This is a genomic window from Corallococcus exiguus (genome assembly GCF_009909105.1).
Taxonomy (GTDB): domain Bacteria; phylum Myxococcota; class Myxococcia; order Myxococcales; family Myxococcaceae; genus Corallococcus; species Corallococcus exiguus.
In genome coordinates, this window is the sequence record NZ_JAAAPK010000002.1 from 1 (window position 1) to 19,262 (window position 19,262).

Here is a 19,262-nt window from a genome sequence, read left to right on the forward strand (position 1 = left end):
GTCATGCCGGGCGACAACATCGCCATCGAGGTGGAGCTCATCACCCCGGTCGCGATGGAGAAGGAGCTCCGGTTCGCTGTTCGTGAAGGCGGCCGCACGGTGGGCGCGGGCGTTGTGGCGGAAATCATCGCGTAGTATTCAGCCCACCAGCTCTCCGGAAGGCCCCTTGTGGGCGGTTCCGGGGAGCCGGTGGAAATCCAGTTGCAACCCATGGGGTGTGGTGGTACACACCGCGCCCCTTCGTTCCGAAGAAACGGTTCTCTGAAATCCAGGCGTTGACGGGCGTACCGCCTCACGGTTCCCAGAGGTCGTTCAAAGAGGTTCTTGCGAATGGCGACACAGAAGATCCGCATCCGGCTGAAGGCGTACGACTCGAAGCTCCTGGACCAGAGTGCTGGGGAGATCGTCGAGACGGCCAAGCGCACGGGCGCCAAGGTGGCCGGTCCGATCCCCCTGCCGACGCGCATCAACAAGTTCACCGTGTTGCGTTCGCCGCACGTGGACAAGAAGAGCCGCGAGCAGTTTGAGATCCGCACGCACAAGCGCCTGCTCGATATCCTCGAGCCGACCCAGCAGACGCTGGACGCGCTGATGAAGCTGGATCTGTCTGCCGGCGTTGACGTCGAGATCAAGTCCTAGGAAGCGGGATGGCGTCGGAGTGGTTTCACTCTGACCCCCGAGGAAAGTGCCATGGCGAAGTTTGACGTAGTCGACCTGGATTTGAAGAAGGTGTCGGAGATCGAACTCTCCGACGAGATCTTCGGCGCCGAGCCGAACACCCACCTGTTCTATGAGGTGGCGAAGATGCAGCAGATCAACCGGCGCCGCGGCACGGTCGGGGTGAAGAACACCTCGCTCGTCAGCGGCGGCGGCAAGAAGCCCTGGAAGCAGAAGGGCACCGGCCGTGCCCGTCAGGGTTCCATCCGCGCCTCCCACTGGGTGGGCGGCGGCAAGGCGATGGCCCCCAAGGCCCGTGACTACTTCTACCGACCGCCCCGCAAGGTCCGTCGCGGTGCCCTGCGCGCCGTGCTGTCCCTGCGCGCCCGGGAGAAGCAGCTCATCATCCTGGACGGCTTCAAGCTGGACGCCCCGAAGTCGAAGCAGGCCTTCGAGGTGCTCACCCGCCGCCTGAAGCTCCAGAACGCGCTGATCATCGACGAGCGCGGCAACACGAACCTGCACCGCAGCGTGCGCAACCTGGCGAAGTTCGACGTGCTGCCGCCCGAGGGTCTCAACCTCGAGTCCGTGCTCAAGCACTCGCACGTCGTCCTGACTTCCGCCGCCGCGAAGGCGCTTGAGGGGTCCCTGTCATGAATCTGAACGACGTCATCAAGGGCCCGCTCATCACGGAGAAGCTGGACAAGGCCCGTGAGAAGTTCCGCCAGTACTCGTTCATCGTGGACCGCAAGGCCACGAAGCACGACGTGTCCCGCGCGGTCCAGTCCCTGTTCAAGGTCACGGTGGAGGCTGTTCGCACCAACATCGTGCGTGGCAAGACGAAGCGGGTGGGCAAGAGCATCGGCCAGCGCCCCAACTTCAAGAAGGCGGTCGTCACCCTCAAGGAAGGTGACAAGATCGAACTCTTCGAAGGGGGAGCGGTCTGACGCCACTGGCGACAGATCCGCCTGAGAGGAACACACCATGGGCATCAAGAAGTACAAGCCGACAAGCGCCGCCCGCCGTCTGATGACGGTGTCCGACTTCGCGGACATCACCAAGGATTCGCCGGAGAAGGCCCTCACCGAGCCGCTCAAGCGCTCGGGTGGCCGCAACGTTCACGGCCACATCACCCGTCGTCACCAGGGTGGCGGTCACAAGCGTCGCTACCGCACCATCGACTTCAAGCGTCGTGACAAGGACGGCGTGCCGGCCAAGGTGGTCGCGGTCGAGTACGACCCGAACCGCACGGCCAACATCGCCCTCCTGCACTACGCGGACGGCGACAAGCGCTACATCCTGGCCCCCGTGGGCCTGGCCGTGGGCGACACCGTGTTCGCCGGTTCCACCGCCGACATCCGGCCGGGCAACAGCCTGCCGCTGCAGAACATCCCGGTGGGTACGGTCATCCACAACGTGGAGCTGAAGCCGGGCCGTGGCGCCCAGGTCATCCGCTCCGCGGGCACCTCCGGCCAGCTGATGGCCAAGGAAGACCGTTACGCTCAGGTCCGCATGCCTTCCGGCGCTGTGCGCAAGGTGCTCATCGAGTGCCGTGCCACCGTCGGACAGGTGGGCAACATCGAGCACGAAATCATTCGCATCGGTAAGGCGGGTAAGAGCCGCTGGCTGGGCATTCGGCCCACCGTCCGCGGTTTGGCCATGAACCCTGTCGACCACCCGCACGGTGGTGGTGAGGGTAAGTCCGGCCAGGGTAATCCGCACCCGGTGTCTCCGTGGGGCAAGAAGACCAAGGGCCTCACCACGCGCACCAACAAGCGCACCGACAAGTTCATCGTGAGCGGCCGCCGCCAGGGCGCGCGCAGCCAGTAAGAGGATTTGAAACATGGCTCGTTCGATCAAGAAGGGTCCGTTCGTCGACGATCACCTCCTCAAGAAGATCGAGGGGATGATTGCGGCGAACAAGAAGGCGGTCGTCAAGACCTGGTCCCGGCGCTCCACGATTCTCCCTGAGTTCGTGGGTCACACCTTCGCCGTGCACAACGGCAAGAAGTTCATTCCGGTGTTCGTGACGGAGAACATGGTGGGCCACAAGCTCGGCGAGTTCGCTCCTACGCGCACCTTCGGCGGGCACTCGGCGGAGAAGAAGGTCGCCAAGGCCCCGGGCAAGTAGCCCGTACCTACGCCTGAGAGCCTGAGGAGATGACCATGGAGTCGACTGCACATCTGCGTCACCTGCGCATGAGCCCGCGCAAGCTGTCCCTCGTCGCGGCGCTCATCCGGGGCAAGCCTGTCGAGGCTGCCCTGAACATCCTGAAGTTCACCCCGCGCGCTGCTGCGCGGCCGGTGGAGAAGCTCATCAAGAGCGCCGTCGCCAACGCGACGGACCTGTCCAAGGGCCAGGTCGACGTGGATACCCTCTACGTCAAGACCATCTCCGTGGATCAGGCCGCCACCCAGCGCCGGTTCATGCCGCGCGCCATGGGGCGCGCGACGCCCATTCAGAAGAAGTCTGCCCACGTCCACGTCGTGCTGGCCGAGGCCAAGAAGTAGGACCCGTCGGGCCCTGCCCGGACGCACCAAGGAGATTCAGTTTGGGACAGAAAGTACATCCGATTGGGTTCCGGCTCGGCGTCATCAAGACCTGGGACTCCAAGTGGTTTGAGCACAAGAACTACGCTCAGTGGCTCCACGAAGACATCCGCATCCGCGAGTTCGTCAAGAAGTCGCTGAACCACGCGGGCGTGTCGAAGGTGGAGATTGAGCGCGCCGCCAACAAGGTGAAGGTCAACGTCCACACCGCGCGTCCGGGCATCGTCATCGGCAAGCGTGGCGCTGGCATCGAGACCGTCAAGAAGGACCTCCAGCAGTTCACCAAGAACGAGGTCTTCCTGAACATCGTCGAGGTCCGCAAGGCCGAGACCGACGCGCAGCTCGTGGCGGAGAACATCGCCACGCAGCTCGAGCGCCGTATCGCCTTCCGCCGCGCCATGAAGAAGGCGCTGCAGACCGCGATGAAGTTCGGGGCCAAGGGCATCCGCGTGGCCTGCTCGGGCCGCCTGGGTGGTGCCGAGATGGCCCGCTACGAGTGGTACCGCGAGGGCCGCGTGCCCCTGCACACCCTCCGCGCGGACATCGACTTCGGCTTCGCCGAGGCCAAGACGACCTACGGCAAGATTGGCTGCAAGGTCTGGATCTGCAAGGGCGAGGTCCTCCCCGGCAAGGGCGGCCAGGCCCCCATGCCCACCAACCGGTAAGACGCCCCTGTGGGGCGGGCCCTAAGAAGCCCGCCCTGCACGGAAGGCACGAAGGACATCGACCATGCTTCAGCCTGCTCGAACCAAATACCGCAAGATGCAGAAGGGCCGCATGTTCGGCTCGGCCCACCGCGGCAGCGACCTCACCTACGGTGAGTTCGGCCTGGTGAGCCTCCAGCCGGGCTGGATCACCTCGCGCCAGATCGAGGCGGCCCGTATCGCGATGACCCGCCACGTGAAGCGCGGCGGCAAGATCTGGATCCGGATCTTCCCGGACAAGCCCATCACGAAGAAGCCCGCCGAAACCCGTATGGGTACCGGTAAGGGCGGCGTGGAGTACTACGTCGCGGTCGTCAAGCCGGGACGCGTGCTCTATGAGATGGAGGGCATGACGCAGGAGATCGCCACCGGTGCGCTGAAGCTGGCGCAGGCGAAGCTGCCGGTGCTCACCAAGATCGTGCGCCGCAGCGAGCTCTCGCTGTAGTCACGCACCGCCGGGACGGGCGCTCCACCTGGTGACAGGGGAGGGCGCCCGCATCCCGCGCCGAGGAGACCAAGATGGCGACTGCGAAGGAATTGAAGGAACTGTCGACGGACGACCTGCAGAACCGCGCGAAGGAACTGCGCGATACGCTGGTCCAGGATCGGCTCAAGCGTCGGACCGGCTCGCTGGACAGCCCCGCTGAGGGCGTGCAGCACCGCCGTGATCTGGCCCGCATCCTCACCGTCCTGGGCGAAAAAGCCCGGGCCGCGAAGGCGGGGTAGTAGTAGCAGTGCATCCGCGGGCATCCGGGCTCACCCGGGTGTCCGTGGCCATCCGGGCAGAGGGTCCGGGTGCATGACAGACAGTGAGAACCAACATGGCTGAAGCGACCGAAACGCCCGCTGCCGAGACCTCCACCCGGGGTCGTCCCAAGACCCGCGTGGGCATCGTCACCTCCAACAAGATGCAGAAGACGGTGGTCGTCACCGTCCAGCGTCGTGCTCCCCACCCGAAGTACGGGAAGATCATGAGCCTGCGCGAGAAGTACAAGGCGCACGTCGAGGATCACGACTACCCGAAGAAGGTCACCATCAACGAGGGTGACCGGGTGCGCATCGCCGAGACCAAGCCCGCTTCGAAGGACAAGCGTTGGCGCGTGGTCGAGGTGTTGGAGAAGAGCAAGAACGTCTAGGTAGGTCACACCGCGTCCGTGCGCCATGAAGCGCGTGGACGGGTTCGAGCAAGAGGAGACTTCACATGATTCAGATGCAGAGTGTGCTCGATGTGGCCGACAACTCGGGCGCCAAGAAGGTGTTTTGCATCAAGGTTCTCGGCGGCTCCAAGCGCAAGTACGCCTCCATCGGCGACGTCATCGTCGTGTCGATCCGCGAGGCCCTGCCCAACTCCAAGGTGAAGAAGGGTGACGTGGCCAAGGCCGTCATCGTCCGCACCCGTCGCGAGGTGGGTCGTGCGGATGGCAGCTACATCAAGTTCGACGGCAACTCGGCGGTCCTCATCAACAAGGACCTGGAGCCCATCGGGACGCGCATCTTTGGGCCGGTCGCCCGTGAGCTGCGTGCCCGCAAGTTCATGAAGATCATCTCGCTGGCGCCCGAGGTCCTCTAAGAGGACGCAGGCCTGACGGCGAACAGCCAGAGTGAGGAAGCCATGCAGAAGCTGAAAGTCGGTGACACCATCCAGGTCATCTCCGGGTCTGAGCGCTCGGAGAAGACGCCGGCGACCAAGCGCGGCAAGGTGCTGAAGGTTGACCGGGAGGCGGGCCGCGTGACGGTCGAGGGCCTGCGCCTGGTCAAGCGCCACATGCGCAAGACGCCGCAGAGCCCCGAGGGCGGCATTATCGAGAAGCCGGGCACCATCGCGCTCTCGAACGTCCAGGTGGTCTGCGCCAAGTGTGACAAGCCGACCCGCGTCGGCATCCGCAAGGAGGGGGAGACCTCCAAGCGGTTCTGCAAGCAGTGTGACGCCCTGATTGACTAGGGGTCGGTGTTCGGGCATGTATGCGCGCCCCTTGCCCCACCCCGTGGTGGGGCAAGCGGGCGTGCACGTCCAGAGAGCTGAAATGGTTGAGTTCTCCGGGTGTTTCCACGTTCTAGACGCAGGACTGATCGGACGCGCTGGGTCCATGACGGCGCCCCGAAGCAGGGGAATGAAAGATGGCTGACGAGAAGAAGGCCGACTCGAAGGAAAAGAAGAGCAAGAAGCGCGGCAAAGAAGAAGCCAAGAAGGTTGGCTTCGCCGCGAACATCGAGGAGGGCCTGAAGGCCCGCTCGGCGCGCCTCAAGGACCGCTTCCGCGCGGAAGGTGTTCCTGCGCTGATGAAGGAACTGGGGCTCGGAAACCCCATGGAAGTGCCGCGGCTGGAGAAGATCGTCGTCAACATGGGTCTGGGCGAGGCGCTCGCCAACAACAAGATCCTGGAGTCGGCGGTGGACCAGCTGGCTGCCATCACCGGTCAGAAGCCGGTCGTGACGCGCGCGCGCAAGTCCATCGCGAACTTCAAGCTGCGCCAGGGCCAGGCCATCGGTGCCGCTGTCACGCTGCGCGGCGACCGCATGTTCGAGTTCATGGACCGCCTCATCACCGTCGCGCTGCCTCGCGTGCGTGACTTCAAGGGTGTGTCCCCCAAGGCCTTTGACGGGAAGGGCAACTACACGCTCGGCGTGCGTGAGCAGATCATCTTCCCGGAAATCAACTACGATCAGATCGAAAAGGTGAAGGGGCTCAACATCAGCTTCGTCACCACCGCCCGGAACGACGAGCAGGGCCTCGCGCTGATGCGTCACTTCGGCATGCCGTTCCGTCAGTAACCGAGCCCAGGACTCCCATCGATCATGGCCAAGCTCTCCAAGATTGCCCAGGCAAAGCGCAAGCTGAAGTTCCCCGTGCGTCAGTACAACCGCTGCGGTCTCTGCGGTCGTCCTCGCGCCTTCCTGCGCAAGTTCAAGATGTGCCGTATCTGCCTGCGTCACCGCGCCCTGCGTGGTGAGATTACCGGCGTCACCAAGTCGTCCTGGTAGGCGTTGGACCCGGAGCCCCGTCCCTGTCCTGAAGAGGGCAGGGCGGTATCCGGTTGAAGTAGAAGAGAAGTAGCGGTCGTCGCGAACCCCCGGGATGGGCCCGGCAGGCGCGGTGGCCGCGAACGCGGTGTGTCCCATGGGGACCGCTGCTTTGCTTGAAGGTGCTTCATGCCGGTCAATGATCCCGTCGGCGACATGCTGACCCGCCTGCGCAACGCCTCGCGTGCGCGGCACGACAAGGTCGTCATCCCCCACTCGAAGCTCAAGGTGGAGATCGTCAAGGTCCTCAAGGACGAGGGCTACATCGGGGATTTCGCCATCCACGAGGTCGCGCCCCAGAACGAGATCACCGTCCAGCTGAAGTACGGCCCGGACCGCAGCCCGGCCATCACCGGCATTCGCCGCGTGTCGAAGCCCGGCCTGCGTCGTTACGTCGCGGTGCGCGACATCCAGCCGGTGCTCGGTGGCATGGGCATCTCCATCCTCTCCACCTCGCGCGGCATCCTGGTGGACACCGAGGCCCGGAAGCAGAAGGTCGGCGGCGAGCTGCTCTGCACGGTCTACTAGCCAGGAGCCTGGGTGAAGCGCCCCGCGAGGAGCGCGCCCCGGGCGACGACAGCACGAGGCAATCATGAGTCGGATTGGAAAACTGGCGATCAAGCTTGGTGACAAGACGAAGGTCAATGTCGCCAACCAGCAGGTCAACTTCGAAGGCCCCAAGGGCAAGCTGTCCGTCAAGCTCCCCGCCAAGGTGAAGGTGGAGGTCAAGGACGGCCAGGTGACGGTGCAGCGCGAGGATGACTCGCGTGAGGCCCGCAGCCTGCACGGCCTGACGCGGACCATCCTTGCCAACGCGGCGAAGGGCGTGTCCGCAGGCTTCGAGAGGCGTCTGGACATCCGCGGCGTCGGTTTCCGCGCGGAAGTGAAGGGCAAGGCCATTCACTTCTCGCTCGGTTACTCCCACCCGGTGGTGTTCAACCTGCCGGAGGGTGTGACGGCGGAAGTCGACAAGACCTCCCGTACCGAGGACAGCCTTCCCACGGTGGGGCTGACGCTCCGCTCGGCGGACAAGGAAGCCCTGGGCGCCACGGCGGTGAACATCCGCTCGCTGCGTCCGCCGGAGCCCTATAAGGGCAAGGGCATCAAGTACGCCGAGGAGCGCATCCGTCGCAAGGAGGGCAAGACCGGTACGACCTAGTCGTCGCCGCGTCTTCGCCGAGCATTCAACCCCGCCGGGCCTTGAGGTCTGGCGGAATCATCCGGCGGCGGAAGGCCGCATCGCCGCCGGACGGAAAAGGAAGCAGCCATGTCCAAGACTGTCGAGCAGCGCCTCAAGAGGAAGAACCGCATCCGCAAGAAGCTCTCCGGAACCACGGAGCGTCCGCGGCTGTCGGTCTACAAGAGCCTCAAGCACATCTACGCGCAGGTGGTGGACGACTCCACCGGCCGCACGCTGGCGTTCGCGTCGTCCCTGTCCAAGGAGTTGAAGGGCAAGGACGAGGGCGACAAGAAGGCCGACGCGAAGCGCGTGGGCTCCCTCATCGCGGAGAAGTGCAAGGCCGCCAACGTCGATGCGGTGGTGTTCGACCGCAACGGCTTCCCTTACCATGGGCGCATCGCCGCCGTGGCTGACGCCGCGCGCGAGGCCGGCCTGAAGTTCTAGGTACCAGAAAGGAATTCCTCAAGTGGCAACTCCGATCAATCCGAACGATCTGGACCTGACCGACCGCGTGGTGAACATCAACCGCGTGGCCAAGGTGGTGAAGGGTGGCCGCCGGTTCTCGTTCGCCGCGCTTGTCGTGGTGGGCGATGGCAACGGGCACGTGGGCGTGGGCCTGGGCAAGGCCAACGAAGTCCCCGAGGCCATCCGCAAGGGTGGCGAGAACGCGAAGAAGAACCTGTTCCGCGTTCCTCGCATGGGCCACACCATCCCGCACGAGATCCTGGGGCACTTTGGTGCCGGCTGGGTGCTCCTGAAGCCGGCCTCCGAAGGTACGGGCGTCATCGCCGGTGGTGCGGTGCGCGCGGTGCTGGAGGCGGCGGGCATCCGCAACATCCTGACCAAGAGCCAGGGTTCGCGGAATCCGCACAACGTGCTGAAGGCCACGGTGGCGGGCCTGAAGCTGCTGCGCAGCGCCGAGCAGGTCGCGCGGCTGCGTGGCAAGGACGTCGAGACCCAGAAGCTCGCGGGCGAGGCGAGGGGCTAGTCATGGCGCTCAAGGTTAAGCTGACGAAGAGCTTCTCGGGGTCTTCCGAGGACATGCTGGCCACCATCAAGGGCCTCGGTCTGAAGAAGTTCGGCGACGAGCGGCTGTTGAAGGACACCCCGGCGGTGCGCGGCATGGTGTTCAAGGTAAAGCACCTGGTCTCCCTGGAGACGGTCAGCCAGGAGGCCCCGGCGCCCAAGCGCCGCAAGCCCCGGAAGATTGTCGCCCGGGACCGCGCCCTGGAGCGCCTGGCCGCCAAGGCCAAGGCCTGAGAACTGAGGATCCAACATGAGCATCCTGACCAATCTGAAGCGCCCTGAGGGCTCCTGGCACCGCAAGAAGCGCGTGGGCCGTGGCCAGGGTAGCGGCCTGGGCAAGACGGCCGGCCGCGGCGGCAAGGGCCAGAAGGCCCGCTCCGGCAACATGCGGTTCGAGGGCTTCGAAGGCGGCCAGAGCCCGCTGCAGCGCCGCCTGCCGAAGTTCGGCTTCAACCCGCCCAACCGCACCACCTACGCGGTGGTGAACCTGGGCGACCTGGAGCACACGTTCGACGCTGGCGCCACGGTGGACGAGGCCGCGCTGAAGCAGGCGGGCCTGGTCAAGGGCCGTTATGATGGCGTGAAGGTCCTGGCCCACGGCGAGCTCGCCAAGAAGCTCACCGTCAAGGTGAACAAGGTGTCCGCGGCGGCTCGCGAGAACATCGAGAAGGCGGGCGGCTCCGTGGAGGAGCTTCCCCTGGTGGCGCACAAGCCGGAGTCGGCCGCCAAGGCCCACGCTGGCAAGGGCGTCAAGGCTCCTCGCCAGCCCCGGGCGTAGGCGTGACCGGCGGCGCGCATCACAGTGATGTGGTGCGCGCCCTCAGCCTTGTGTAGGCTTCCGCGCCCCTTTCCGGAACCGGAGAGGGGCGTTTGTTGTTGCTGGCAGAACCTCTTGAAGAGGATGGCATTACCGTGGCCCTGAACGCCTTCGCCAACGTCTTCCGCATCGCGGAGCTGCGCAGCCGGCTTGCGTACACGCTCGTGCTGCTGTCCGTCTACCGCATCGGCATCTTCATCAACACGCCGGGCGTGGACCGCTCTGCGATGAACGCGTTCATGGACGCCCAGAAACAATCGGGCGGCCTCGTGTCGCTGTTCAACCTCTTCTCCGGCGGCGCGCTGGAGCAGATGTCCATCTTCGGCCTGGGCATCATGCCGTACGTGAGCGCCTCCATCATCATCCAGCTCCTGGCGGTGGTGGTGCCCAGCCTGGAGCGCCTGCAGAAGGAAGGCGCCGCGGGCCGCCAGAAGATCAACCAGTACACGCGCTACGGAACCATCGCGCTGTCCATCGTGCAGGGCGTGGGCATCTCGCGGTGGCTGGCCTCGCTGGGACGCTCCGACGCGGGGCAGGGCGGCTTCAACCAGGTGGTGGTACCCAACGACAACCTCTGGTTCACCTTCATGACGGTGGTCAGCCTCACGGCGGGCACGGCCTTCATCATGTGGCTGGGCGAGCGCATCACCGAGCGCGGCATCGGCAACGGCATCTCGCTCATCATCTTCGCGGGCATCGTGGCGCGCGTGCTGCCCGGCGCGAAGACGCTGCTGGACCTGACGTCGCAGGAAGTGGTGAACGTGGCCGCGGTGCTGGGCCTGCTCTTCTTCATGCTCCTCATCATCGGCGTGGTGGTCTACGTGGAACGGGGCATGCGTCGGGTGCCCATCCAGTACGCCAAGCGCATGGCGGGCCGTCGCATGTTCGCGGGCCAGGCCACGTACTTCCCCATGAAGGTGAACGCCTCGGGCGTGATTCCCCCCATCTTCGCCGGCGCGGTGCTGTCCTTCCCGGCGACGCTGGGCGCGTGGTTCCCCTTCCTGCAGGGCTTCCAGCGCAGCATCGAGGGCAACCTCTGGGTCTACAACGGCCTGTTCGTGCTGCTGGTGGTGTTCTTCTCCTACTTCTACACGGCGCTCACCTTCCGGCCGGATGACGTGGCGGACAACATCAAGAAGCAGGGTGGCTACATCCCCGGCATCCGCCCGGGCCGTCAGACGGCGGAGTTCATTGAGCGCACGCTCAACCGCCTCACGTTCGGTGGCGCCATCTACCTGGCCATCATCTGTGTGATTCCGTCCGTCATCAGCAGCGTGCTCGGGGTGCAGTTCACCTTCGGCGGCACGGCGCTCCTCATCGTGGTGGGCGTGGCGCTGGACACGGTGCAGCAGATTGAGGGCCACCTCATCAGCCGCAACTACGAAGGCTTCGCGGGTCCGCGTGGTCCGCGCATCCGCGGCCGGGTTCGCGTGGCGGCCTGACAGCGGTCGGTTGTGTTCCGGGCGCCTCTCCCCAATGGTGGGGAGGGGCGCCTCGTCGTTCAAGGGTGGACGTAGGTACAAAGGAGCGACATGAACCTCATCCTCTTGGGGCCGCCGAACGCCGGGAAGGGAACCCAGGCGAAGAAGCTCTACGCGGACTTCCAGATCCCGCAGATCTCCACCGGCGACATCCTGCGCAAGGCCGTGAAGGATGGCACGCCGCTGGGCAAGGTGGCCGGGCCGCTGATGGCCGCGGGGCAGTACGTCCCGGACGACGTCGTCATCGGCATCGTGGAGGAGCGGCTGAAGGAGCCGGACGTAGCCCAGGGCTTCGTGCTTGACGGCTTTCCCCGCACCCCGGGACAGGCGGACGCGCTGGACCGGATGCTGGAGCGGTTGGGCAAGCAGCTGAACGCGGTCGTGTCGCTCGAGGTCCCTCACTCGACGCTGGTCGAGCGTGGCTCCGGCCGGCGCGTGTGCCCCAATGACGGGTCCGTCTTCCACGTCACCCAGAGCCCGCCGAAGCGCGCGGGCCTGTGCGATAAGTGCAGCACGGAGCTCGTGCAGCGTCCGGATGACACGCCGGAGGTCATCGAGAAGCGCCTGCAGAAGTACGACGCCGAGACGTCCCCTCTGAAGAACTTCTACGCGAAGAAGGGGCTGCTCAAGAGCGTGGACGGCGTCGGGTCTCCGGAGGGCATCTACGAGGAGATCAAGAAGGCCGCTGGCCGTCCTGCCTGAGCCTGGGGCAGCCAGTGAGGCGAGGGCAGGGCCGGTCTGGACTGCCGCCCCACCGTTCATGGGTTCCCGACAGAGCAGCGGGCTGGTAGGGAAAGGGGCGCATGAACCCGGTGGAGATCAAGAGCCCGGATGAGATTGCCCTGATGCGGGAAGCGGGGCGGATCGTCTGTGAGATCCTGGACGAACTGGAGAAGGCAGTGGCCCCCGGTGTCTCCACCTGGGATTTGGACGCCCTGGCGGAGCAGCTCATCGCCAAGAAGGGCGCCCGGTCGGCGTTCAAGGGCTACCACGGCTTTCCGGGTGTCCTCTGCGCCTCCGTGAACCAGGAGGTCGTCCATGGCATCCCCAACCGGAAGCGGCGGTTGGTGGCGGGGGACCTGATGAAGCTGGACTTCGGGGTGGTCTACCGCGGCTTCTTCGGGGACTCGGCGCGGACGGTGCCGGTGGGGAAGGTGACGCCAGAGGCCCAGGCCCTGGTGGACGTTACCCGGCAGTCCCTGGAGAAGGCCATCCAGGCGATGCAGCCGGGCAACCGGATTGGCGACATTGGTCACGCGGTGCAGAACCACGTGGAGGCGCGGGGGTTCTCCGTGGTCCGGGACTTCACGGGGCACGGGATTGGCCGGAAGCTACACGAGCCGCCGCAGGTGCCCAACTACGGGCAGGCGGGGTCAGGGATGAAGCTGCGGCCAGGCATGGTCCTGGCGGTGGAACCGATGGTGAACCAGGGGACTCCCGACGTGGAGGTCCTGGAGGACGAGTGGACGGCCGTCACCGTGGACGGCAAGTTGTCCGCCCACTTCGAGCACACCATCCTGATCTCAGAGCGGGGGCCGGAAGTGCTGACCCGGCGTCGATGAGGGCCCCCGGCCCCAGGGTGAAATAGGGTGATGTCAGAAGGTGTTGATAGAGGTCCAGATTTCAGATCGCGCGGCGCTTGCTACTTACGGACCAAAGTGTTATCCCGCCGCGCTTCCAGAAGGTTCGTGGTCCGGGAAGAAGGTTGACGCTTGCCGAAGGATGATTCCATCGAAGTCGAGGGGACCGTTATGGAGCCCCTACCGAACGCGATGTTCCGCGTGGTGCTGGACAACGGCCACAAGGTGCTCGCGCACATCTCGGGTAAGATGCGGATGCACTTCATCCGTATCCTTCCGGGCGACAAGGTGAAGGTCGAGTTGTCGCCGTATGACCTGACCCGTGGACGGATCACGTACCGGGCCAAGTAATTCGCGCCGGCCGCCTGTGCGGACCGGCTGTTGTGCTTTTCTCCGCTGAAGGAAGGAAGTTCGCTCCATGAAGGTTCGGGCGTCCGTCAAGAAGATCTGCGACAAGTGCAAGGTTGTTCGCCGCAAGGGCATCGTGCGCGTCATTTGCGCCTCCAACCCCCGGCACAAGCAGCGCCAGGGCTAAGAGTCCTTAAGGGACTCTTGCCTCAGACCAACTCCACAACGAAGGAAGACCGAAGATGGCTCGTATCGCCGGCATCGATCTGCCGCCCAACAAGCGTGCGGTGATCTCGCTTCAGTACATCTACGGGATCGGTAACAAGACCGCGCACGACATCATCGAGGCGGCGGGCATCGATCTCACCACCCGGACCAAGGACCTCACCGAGGACCAGGCTCGAAAGATCCGCGAGATCATCGAGGCCAACTACAAGGTCGAGGGTGACCTCCGGCGCGAGGTGACCATGAACATCAAGCGGCTGATGGACCTGGGTTGCTACCGGGGTCTGCGTCACCGCAAGGGTCTTCCGGTCCGCGGCCAGCGCACCCACACCAACGCGCGCACCCGCAAGGGTCCCAAGCGCGGCATCGTTCGCGCGAAGCCGGCCGCTCCGGCCCGCTAAACCCTCTGGCGCCCGCTGCCTCGCTTCGTGTGAGGCGCGGGCGTTGATCACCTACTCCCAGGAGCAGCGATTCACATGGCTGACGAGATCAATACCGCCGCCGCGCCGGCCGGTGCCGAGGGTGGCGAGACCCCTGCGGCGAAGAAGAGCAAGCGCAAGGGTAAGAAGAACATCCTCAACGGCGTGGTCCACATCCAGTCCACGTTCAACAACACCATCATCACGATCACGGACGTGTCCGGGAACGTGATCTCCTGGTCGTCGGCCGGGGCGCGCGGCTTCAAGGGCAGCCGCAAGTCCACGCCGTTCGCGGCGCAGGTGGCCGCTGGCGACGCCGCAGCGAAGGCGATGGAGCACGGCCTGAAGACCGTGACGGTGTTCGTGAAGGGTCCGGGCGCGGGCCGTGAGTCGGCACTGCGCGCGCTGGCCGCCGCCGGCCTGAAGATCAGCCTCATCCGCGACGTGACGCCCATCCCGCACAACGGCTGCCGTCAGCCCAAGCGCCGCCGCGTCTAATTACCGCTTCGGGCCGGGGACCCGCCTCGCGGCGGGCCCGGCTCCAGACCATCTGCAAGGAGAGTTTCCGTGGCTCGTTATACCGCGAGCGCCTGCCGTATCTGCCGGCGCGAGAACCTGAAGATGTACCTCAAGGGCGACCGTTGCTACACGGACAAGTGCGCCATTGAGCGCCGCCCCTATCCCCCCGGTCAGCACGGCCAGGGCCGCGTGAAGTTCTCCGGCTACGGCGTGCAGCTGCGCGAGAAGCAGAAGGTCAAGCGCATGTACGGCCTGCTCGAGAACCAGTTCCGCGGGTACTACCACCGCGCGTCCGCGGCCAAGGGCAAGACGGGTGAGAACCTGCTGCAGCAGCTGGAGCTCCGCCTGGACAACGTGGTGTTCCGCATGGGCTTCGCGGACACGCGCAACGAGGCGCGCCAGCTGGTGCGTCACGGTCACTTCCAGGTCAACGGCCGCCGGGTGAACATCCCGTCGTTCTCCGTGAAGCCGGGCAGCGCCGTGGAAGTGGTGGAGAAGAGCCGCAAGGTGCTCCGCATCTCCGAGGCGCTGGAGACGGTGGACCGCCGTGGCGTTCCCCAGTGGATTGACCTGGACAAGAAGTCGTTCAAGGGCACGGTCAAGACGGTCCCGAACCGCGAGGACCTGACCATGCCCATCCAGGAGCAGCTCATCGTCGAACTGTACTCGAAGTAAGCAGGGATGCCGGGCCCGCTTCGGTGGGCCCCTCCCGCGGTGGACGCCCTGGCCGACGAGGCCGGGGCGTTGTCGCTTTGTCGCCTGTCGTTTCGTCGCCTGGAGGCCGCGTTCTGCGTGCGCCGGGCGAGGTTGTTAGCAGTCCCCCCGCGTGCCCGTCCTCCCGTCAATCTGGCGGGGAAGTGGGTGATGGCGCACGACCAGAGGAGCAGTCCCCATGGCCGACACGTTTGTTGCGAAGAACTGGCGCGACCTCATCAAGCCGCGCCGCATGGAAGTGGACCAGGACTCGCTGAGCCCCACGTACGGCAAGTTCGTGGCGGAGCCGCTGGAGCGCGGCTTCGGGACGACGCTGGGCAACTCGCTGCGGCGGGTGCTGCTGTCGTCGCTGCAGGGCGCGGCCATCACCTCCGTGAAGATTGAGGGCGTGGACCACGAGTTCACGACCATCCCCGAGGTGGCCGAGGACGTCACGGACGTCGTGTTGAACCTGAAGGAGGTCCTCCTCCGGATGCACACGAACGAGACGAAGACGCTGCGCATCGAGGTGGAAGGCCCCAAGGAAGTGAAGGCGGGCGACCTCATCGCGGACCAGGACGTCGAAATCCTGAACCCGGGTCACCATATCTGCACCGTGTCCGAGGGTGGCAAGGTGCGCATGGAGCTGATGTGCCGCCGCGGCCGTGGCTACGTGCCGGCGTCCACGAACAAGGTGGCGGGCGCGCCCATCGGGACCATCCCCATCGACTCGCTTTTCTCGCCCATCCGCAAGGTGAACTACCAGGTCACCAACGCGCGCGTCGGTCAGGTCACGGACTTCGACAAGCTGTCGCTCGAGGTCTGGACGGACGGGTCCGTGGTGCCGCAGGACGCGGTGGCGTACGCGGCGAAGATCATCAAGGAGCAGCTCACGGTGTTCGTGAACTTCGACGAGACCGAGGAGCCGGTCGTCGCCGAGGCGCCGAAGGAAGAGGCCAAGCTCAACGAGAACCTGTTCCGCTCGGTGGACGAGCTGGAGCTGTCGGTGCGTTCGGCCAACTGCCTGCAGCAGGCGAACATCAAGTCCATCGGTGACCTGGTCCAGCGCACCGAGGCGGAGATGCTCAAGACGAAGAACTTCGGCCGCAAGTCTCTGAAGGAGATCAAGGAGATCCTCGCGGAGATGGGCCTGTCCCTGGGCATGAAGCTGGAGAACTGGCCGCCGAAGAACGCGCCGGCTCCCGCGGCCCCCAAGGCCTGAAGCGTCGTTGTTTCCTGAAGCACCTGCCTTGGCATCCCACCGACACGGCTTCACGGTGGCGCGAAGGCAGGGGGCCCTGGTACACAGGGCCCGATTCAACGGCGGCCCCCGGTGTCGGGGCCGTCCTTCCCACCCGGTACCTGATACGGCCGGAGTGGTGGGGTTCTCAAGAAGAGACCCCGGAGCACGCGCATGCGCCACAAGGTCGGACAAAGGAAGCTGCACCGCACCACGAGCCACCGTCTCGCGATGCTGAACAACATGGTCACGTCCCTGCTGGAGCACGGGGCCATCCGCACCACCGTTCCCAAGGCGAAGGAAGTCCGTCCGCTGGCCGAGCGCATCATCACGCTCGCCAAGCGCGGTGGCCTGTCCAACGTGCGCCTTGCCGCCCGCACCGTGAAGGACCGCACGGTCCTCCAGAAGGTGTTCAGCGAGTACAAGGAGCGTTACGCATCCCGTCCGGGTGGCTACACCCGCATCGTGCGCCTGGGCTTCCGCCGGGGCGACGCCGCGGAGATGGCCCTCATCGAGCTGGTGGACCGTCCCGCGAAGGCCCCGGCCGCCGCTGAGACGACCGAGGCTCCCGCCGAGGCGAAGTCCGAGGGTTGATCCGTTCCCCGTGCCCGGGTCTCACGTGAGTGAGGCCCGGACGGGCTGAAGAAGCACCGAGGGCGCCTTCCTGCTTCAGGAGGGCGCCCTTCGTGTTTCCGGCGTCTGGAGGGCCGCTCGCGGCGGGCTACTTCTTCGGCGCGAGGAGGCGCTGCCACTCCTCCTGGAGGGAAGGCGTGAGGTCGGCCTTGTCGTCCGCGCTCTTCATCGTCAGCGCCTGGAAGCGCAGGTCCGCGGGCGCGGCGCCGCCGGTCTTCCCCAGGAGCTGCTTGGGCGTGATGGTGACGAAGTTGCCGGGCTGCACCTCCGCCACCACCGCCTTGTACTCGTTGTTCACGGTGATGATGACGTCGCGCCAGACGTCCTTGCTCTCGTTCCAGATGGTGACGGAGGGCCGGTCCAGCTTGTCGCTGAGCACCAGGCGCGCGTCCATGTCACCCGTGTCCAGGGATCTGCCCGGGCACGCGATGCCGAAGCTGGCGACGGACAGAACGAGCCAGCCCGCGACGATGCCGGCCTTGTACTTGAAGAAGCGGTTGCTCGCGCGGAAGTCCGCGAACTGTTCCTTCAGGATGGAGAAGGCGTTGAGGACGACGTTGGACGTCTCTGCGGCGACGCGCTTGCCCAGGGGGCCTTCCGGCTTCGCCTTCTCCAGCGGGGCCATGCGGGCGGCGCTTACGGCGCGCATGCCGGGGCTGGTGGCCGCACGGGGCTGGGTGCCGGGATTGGACGGCGTTCGGGGCGGCGGGGTGCTGGGAGGGGCGGGTTTGCGCGCGTCGCTCATCGGAGGCGGAGTGTAGAGGGGCCGGTGCGCCGGTGGCTACTGGCCCTTGAGCACCTGCAGCGCCTTGCTGGCCACCGCGTTGTCGGGCTGGGTCTCCAGCACCTTCCCCAGCCAGCGCTCCGCTTCGTTCGCGGCCTTCTGGCGGTCCTCGGGGCGGCGGGCCTTCTGGGCCTCCTCGGTGTAGAGCAGGCCCAGGCGCAGGGCGAACTCGGTGTTCTCCGGGTCCTTGTCCGCCACGGCCTTCAGCTCGCGCTGCGCGGCCGCGTAGTCCCCCTGCAACTGGTACACGAGCGACAGCTTGCCGCGCGCGGCCGCCGAGTCCGGCGCCAGCGTCACGGCCACCTGGAAGGCCTCCTTCGCGGTGTCCAGGTCCCGGGCCTCCAGGCGCATGTCGCCCAGGCGGAACCAGGCCAGGTCCAGCAGCGGGTTGAGCGCCGCGGCCTTCTCGAAGGCGGTGCGCGCCGCTTCCGTGCGCTGGCGCGACAGGTACAGCTCCCCCAGGTAGAGCTGGTTCTTGCCGTCCTGGGGGGCGCGCTCGATGGCCTGCTTGAACTCGTCCACGGCGCGGCCGGCGTCATCCAGGCGCTGGTAGGCCAGCCCCAGGAGGGCGTGCACCACGGCCAGGTCCGGGTAGTCGTGGAGGATCTCCTCGAAGGCGATGAGGGCGTGCTGGGGCGCGTCCAGCTCGTGCAGGTAGCGCATGCCCTCCTCGAGCTTCGCCTCCGCCGCCTTGGGGAAGTTCTGGAACGGGTCCGCCAGCGGGTTCATCAGCGCCCGTGCGGTGGCGACTTCCGCGGGGGTAGGGCTGCCGCGCACGACGGTGCCCAGGGCCTCCACGGCGCCCGCCGTGTCGCCCGTGCGGGCCAGGGCCTTGGCCAGGGGCAGCTTCCATCCCGCGCGCTCCGGGGCCATCTCCACGGCCTTGCGCAGCGGGCCCAGGGCGGCGGTGTACTGCTCCGACTCCAGGCGCGCCACGCCCAGGCGGTAATGGAACTCCGCGGTGGTGGGAGACAGCGCGATGGCGCGCTCGAAGGCGGCCACGGTGGGGGCGCCCGCATCCCGGGCCCGGGAGAAGAGCGTCAGGCCCAGCATGTACTGGTCCACCGCGCGCTCGTTCTTCGCGATGGCCTGGCGCAGCTCCTCCGCCCAGGCGTCCGCGCGGCCGGCCTTCACCTGGGCCTCGGTGAGGGCGCGGGCCACGTCCACGTCGTCCGGCGTGCGCGCGTGCAGCTCCCGCAGGAGCTTTACCGCCTCATCCGGCTGGTTGCCGTCCAGGTAGGCGCGCGCCTGGGCCTGGGGAGACAGCGCGGGGGCCTGGGACTGGCCATGGCCGCAGCCGGTGGCGAGCAGCCCCAGCCCCAGGAGGGCGGCGGGCCAATGGAGCGTGCGGAGGCGGTTCGAGGGCGGCGTCAGGGGCACGGGGA

33 protein-coding genes are annotated in these 19,262 nt (G+C 66.2%); 31 read left to right on the plus strand and 2 right to left on the minus strand.

Annotated elements, in window-relative coordinates; genetic code table 11:
• From GTZ93_RS06455 to rplQ, 31 genes are all read left to right on the plus strand, one after another.
• Nucleotides 1–135, plus strand: a 135-nt coding sequence (locus GTZ93_RS06455; protein ID WP_455423666.1) for an EF-Tu C-terminal domain-related protein, incomplete at its 5' end; no start/stop codon positions are given.
• 195 nt (nt 136–330) lie between these two features.
• Nucleotides 331–639 carry a 30S ribosomal protein S10 gene (gene rpsJ, locus GTZ93_RS06460; protein WP_002633608.1) on the plus strand — a complete coding sequence of 103 codons (309 nt, stop codon included), beginning with the start codon at nt 331–333 and terminating at the stop codon, nt 637–639.
• Nucleotides 640–690: 51 nt separating this feature from the next.
• A complete protein-coding gene (gene rplD / locus GTZ93_RS06465) occupies nt 691–1,314 on the plus strand; it encodes a 50S ribosomal protein L4 (RefSeq protein WP_120574790.1) in 624 nt (207 codons plus the stop codon).
• Nucleotides 1,311–1,604, plus strand: a complete 294-nt coding sequence (locus tag GTZ93_RS06470; RefSeq protein WP_120574789.1) for a 50S ribosomal protein L23 — start codon at nt 1,311–1,313, stop codon at nt 1,602–1,604. Before rplD ends, GTZ93_RS06470 begins: the two co-directional genes overlap by 4 nt.
• 37 nt (nt 1,605–1,641) lie before the next feature.
• The gene (gene rplB, locus GTZ93_RS06475; RefSeq protein WP_120574788.1) at nt 1,642–2,487 is read left to right on the plus strand and encodes a 50S ribosomal protein L2; all 846 of its coding nucleotides are present in this window, start codon (nt 1,642–1,644) and stop codon (nt 2,485–2,487) included.
• A 13-nt stretch (nt 2,488–2,500) separates the two neighbouring features.
• Nucleotides 2,501–2,788 (plus strand): 30S ribosomal protein S19, encoded by a 288-nt coding sequence (gene rpsS, locus GTZ93_RS06480; RefSeq protein WP_014395864.1) that lies wholly within the window; start codon nt 2,501–2,503, stop codon nt 2,786–2,788.
• 35 nt (nt 2,789–2,823) lie between these two features.
• Nucleotides 2,824–3,168, plus strand: coding sequence for a 50S ribosomal protein L22 (gene rplV / locus GTZ93_RS06485; RefSeq protein ID WP_014395865.1), 345 nt, complete (start codon nt 2,824–2,826; stop codon nt 3,166–3,168).
• Nucleotides 3,169–3,209: 41 nt separating this feature from the next.
• Complete coding sequence (gene rpsC / locus GTZ93_RS06490) at nt 3,210–3,872, plus strand: 30S ribosomal protein S3 (RefSeq protein ID WP_120523546.1); 663 nt, start codon at nt 3,210–3,212, stop codon at nt 3,870–3,872.
• Between the two features lie 64 nt (nt 3,873–3,936).
• On the plus strand, nt 3,937–4,356 hold the full coding sequence (gene rplP, locus GTZ93_RS06495; protein ID WP_014395867.1) for a 50S ribosomal protein L16: 420 nt from the start codon (nt 3,937–3,939) through the stop codon (nt 4,354–4,356).
• Nucleotides 4,357–4,430: 74 nt separating this feature from the next.
• Complete coding sequence (gene rpmC / locus GTZ93_RS06500) at nt 4,431–4,637, plus strand: 50S ribosomal protein L29 (protein ID WP_014395868.1); 207 nt, start codon at nt 4,431–4,433, stop codon at nt 4,635–4,637.
• Between the two features lie 83 nt (nt 4,638–4,720).
• On the plus strand, nt 4,721–5,047 hold the full coding sequence (gene rpsQ, locus GTZ93_RS06505) for a 30S ribosomal protein S17 (RefSeq protein WP_169821648.1): 327 nt from the start codon (nt 4,721–4,723) through the stop codon (nt 5,045–5,047).
• Between the two features lie 65 nt (nt 5,048–5,112).
• On the plus strand, nt 5,113–5,481 hold the full coding sequence (gene rplN, locus GTZ93_RS06510; RefSeq protein WP_014395870.1) for a 50S ribosomal protein L14: 369 nt from the start codon (nt 5,113–5,115) through the stop codon (nt 5,479–5,481).
• 42 nt (nt 5,482–5,523) lie between these two features.
• On the plus strand, nt 5,524–5,853 hold the full coding sequence (rplX, locus tag GTZ93_RS06515) for a 50S ribosomal protein L24 (RefSeq protein WP_120574787.1): 330 nt from the start codon (nt 5,524–5,526) through the stop codon (nt 5,851–5,853).
• 176 nt (nt 5,854–6,029) lie between these two features.
• The gene (gene rplE, locus GTZ93_RS06520) at nt 6,030–6,683 is read left to right on the plus strand and encodes a 50S ribosomal protein L5 (RefSeq protein ID WP_014395872.1); all 654 of its coding nucleotides are present in this window, start codon (nt 6,030–6,032) and stop codon (nt 6,681–6,683) included.
• A 24-nt stretch (nt 6,684–6,707) separates the two neighbouring features.
• Nucleotides 6,708–6,893, plus strand: a complete 186-nt coding sequence (locus GTZ93_RS06525) for a type Z 30S ribosomal protein S14 (RefSeq protein ID WP_014395873.1) — start codon at nt 6,708–6,710, stop codon at nt 6,891–6,893.
• 168 nt (nt 6,894–7,061) lie between these two features.
• Nucleotides 7,062–7,460, plus strand: a complete 399-nt coding sequence (gene rpsH / locus GTZ93_RS06530) for a 30S ribosomal protein S8 (RefSeq protein ID WP_120552131.1) — start codon at nt 7,062–7,064, stop codon at nt 7,458–7,460.
• A 64-nt stretch (nt 7,461–7,524) separates the two neighbouring features.
• Entirely contained in the window at nt 7,525–8,091 is a 567-nt protein-coding gene (rplF, locus tag GTZ93_RS06535; RefSeq protein WP_120574786.1) for a 50S ribosomal protein L6, read from the plus strand.
• Between the two features lie 108 nt (nt 8,092–8,199).
• Nucleotides 8,200–8,556: a 50S ribosomal protein L18 gene (gene rplR / locus GTZ93_RS06540; protein WP_120567151.1), complete on the plus strand. Its 357-nt coding sequence runs from the start codon at nt 8,200–8,202 to the stop codon at nt 8,554–8,556.
• Between the two features lie 22 nt (nt 8,557–8,578).
• Entirely contained in the window at nt 8,579–9,100 is a 522-nt protein-coding gene (gene rpsE, locus GTZ93_RS06545) for a 30S ribosomal protein S5 (RefSeq protein ID WP_014395877.1), read from the plus strand.
• 2 nt (nt 9,101–9,102) lie between these two features.
• The gene (rpmD, locus tag GTZ93_RS06550; protein ID WP_120532358.1) at nt 9,103–9,372 is read left to right on the plus strand and encodes a 50S ribosomal protein L30; all 270 of its coding nucleotides are present in this window, start codon (nt 9,103–9,105) and stop codon (nt 9,370–9,372) included.
• A 16-nt stretch (nt 9,373–9,388) separates the two neighbouring features.
• Nucleotides 9,389–9,916: a 50S ribosomal protein L15 gene (gene rplO / locus GTZ93_RS06555; RefSeq protein WP_014395879.1), complete on the plus strand. Its 528-nt coding sequence runs from the start codon at nt 9,389–9,391 to the stop codon at nt 9,914–9,916.
• A gap of 134 nt (nt 9,917–10,050) precedes the next feature.
• Nucleotides 10,051–11,397 carry a preprotein translocase subunit SecY gene (gene secY / locus GTZ93_RS06560; protein ID WP_120574785.1) on the plus strand — a complete coding sequence of 449 codons (1,347 nt, stop codon included), beginning with the start codon at nt 10,051–10,053 and terminating at the stop codon, nt 11,395–11,397.
• 90 nt (nt 11,398–11,487) lie between these two features.
• Nucleotides 11,488–12,138, plus strand: coding sequence for an adenylate kinase (locus GTZ93_RS06565; RefSeq protein WP_120574784.1), 651 nt, complete (start codon nt 11,488–11,490; stop codon nt 12,136–12,138).
• A gap of 101 nt (nt 12,139–12,239) precedes the next feature.
• Nucleotides 12,240–12,998 carry a type I methionyl aminopeptidase gene (gene map, locus GTZ93_RS06570; protein ID WP_120574783.1) on the plus strand — a complete coding sequence of 253 codons (759 nt, stop codon included), beginning with the start codon at nt 12,240–12,242 and terminating at the stop codon, nt 12,996–12,998.
• A gap of 150 nt (nt 12,999–13,148) precedes the next feature.
• Complete coding sequence (gene infA, locus GTZ93_RS06575) at nt 13,149–13,367, plus strand: translation initiation factor IF-1 (RefSeq protein ID WP_002614803.1); 219 nt, start codon at nt 13,149–13,151, stop codon at nt 13,365–13,367.
• Between the two features lie 67 nt (nt 13,368–13,434).
• Nucleotides 13,435–13,551, plus strand: coding sequence for a 50S ribosomal protein L36 (gene rpmJ / locus GTZ93_RS06580; RefSeq protein ID WP_002633586.1), 117 nt, complete (start codon nt 13,435–13,437; stop codon nt 13,549–13,551).
• 55 nt (nt 13,552–13,606) lie between these two features.
• A complete protein-coding gene (gene rpsM, locus GTZ93_RS06585) occupies nt 13,607–13,990 on the plus strand; it encodes a 30S ribosomal protein S13 (protein WP_014395883.1) in 384 nt (127 codons plus the stop codon).
• Between the two features lie 75 nt (nt 13,991–14,065).
• Nucleotides 14,066–14,506 carry a 30S ribosomal protein S11 gene (gene rpsK, locus GTZ93_RS06590; protein WP_014395884.1) on the plus strand — a complete coding sequence of 147 codons (441 nt, stop codon included), beginning with the start codon at nt 14,066–14,068 and terminating at the stop codon, nt 14,504–14,506.
• 69 nt (nt 14,507–14,575) lie between these two features.
• Entirely contained in the window at nt 14,576–15,202 is a 627-nt protein-coding gene (rpsD, locus tag GTZ93_RS06595) for a 30S ribosomal protein S4 (RefSeq protein ID WP_120574782.1), read from the plus strand.
• 217 nt (nt 15,203–15,419) lie between these two features.
• The gene (locus GTZ93_RS06600) at nt 15,420–16,442 is read left to right on the plus strand and encodes a DNA-directed RNA polymerase subunit alpha (RefSeq protein WP_120574781.1); all 1,023 of its coding nucleotides are present in this window, start codon (nt 15,420–15,422) and stop codon (nt 16,440–16,442) included.
• Nucleotides 16,443–16,634: 192 nt separating this feature from the next.
• Nucleotides 16,635–17,054 (plus strand): 50S ribosomal protein L17, encoded by a 420-nt coding sequence (rplQ, locus tag GTZ93_RS06605; RefSeq protein WP_014395887.1) that lies wholly within the window; start codon nt 16,635–16,637, stop codon nt 17,052–17,054.
• Nucleotides 17,055–17,181: 127 nt separating this feature from the next.
• Here the strand turns inward: rplQ and GTZ93_RS06610 are convergent, their stop codons facing one another.
• Nucleotides 17,182–17,742, minus strand: a complete 561-nt coding sequence (locus tag GTZ93_RS06610) for a hypothetical protein (protein WP_120598105.1) — start codon at nt 17,740–17,742, stop codon at nt 17,182–17,184.
• A 132-nt stretch (nt 17,743–17,874) separates the two neighbouring features.
• Entirely contained in the window at nt 17,875–19,257 is a 1,383-nt protein-coding gene (locus GTZ93_RS06615) for a tetratricopeptide repeat protein (RefSeq protein WP_139914815.1), read from the minus strand.
• Nucleotides 19,258–19,262: the final 5 nt, after the last annotated feature.